Origin of the sequence: Fibrella aquatilis (assembly GCF_017353255.1) — a bacterium.
Lineage (GTDB): Bacteria > Bacteroidota > Bacteroidia > Cytophagales > Spirosomataceae > Fibrella > Fibrella aquatilis.
In genome coordinates this window covers 1-324 of the sequence record NZ_JAFMYU010000064.1, presented here as the reverse complement: position 1 = coordinate 324, position 324 = coordinate 1, and the positions used below count along the sequence as shown (strand labels likewise).

At 45.7% G+C, this 324-nt stretch carries 2 tRNA genes; both read right to left on the bottom strand.

Going from position 1 to position 324, the window contains the following annotated elements:
- Window positions 1–136 precede the first annotated feature (136 nt).
- Window positions 137–213 (bottom strand) — tRNA-Ala (locus J2I48_RS28150).
- A gap of 4 nt (window positions 214–217) precedes the next feature.
- Window positions 218–291 (bottom strand) — tRNA-Ile (locus J2I48_RS28145).
- Between the last annotated feature and the right edge of the window lie 33 nt (window positions 292–324).

Below are 324 nucleotides of genomic sequence, written 5' to 3'. Positions count from 1 at the left end.
GTAGTACTCATACTACACGCTCGTTAAAATCTACAATGTTACCAAATATATACTTCTTCTAAATCACAAGGACTTATTCAAAGCACATATGCTTTTTTCTCAACAGGTCAATGAACGAACGAACCCATATGGTTCGTGGTGGAGAATAACGGATTCGAACCGTTGACCCCCTGCTTGCAAAGCAGGTGCTCTAGCCAACTGAGCTAATCCCCCATTGTGGGCCTGCGTGGACTCGAACCACGGACCTCTACATTATCAGTGTAGCGCTCTAACCACCTGAGCTACAAGCCCATTGGGCATTGGCAGAAAAAGAGCACAATACGG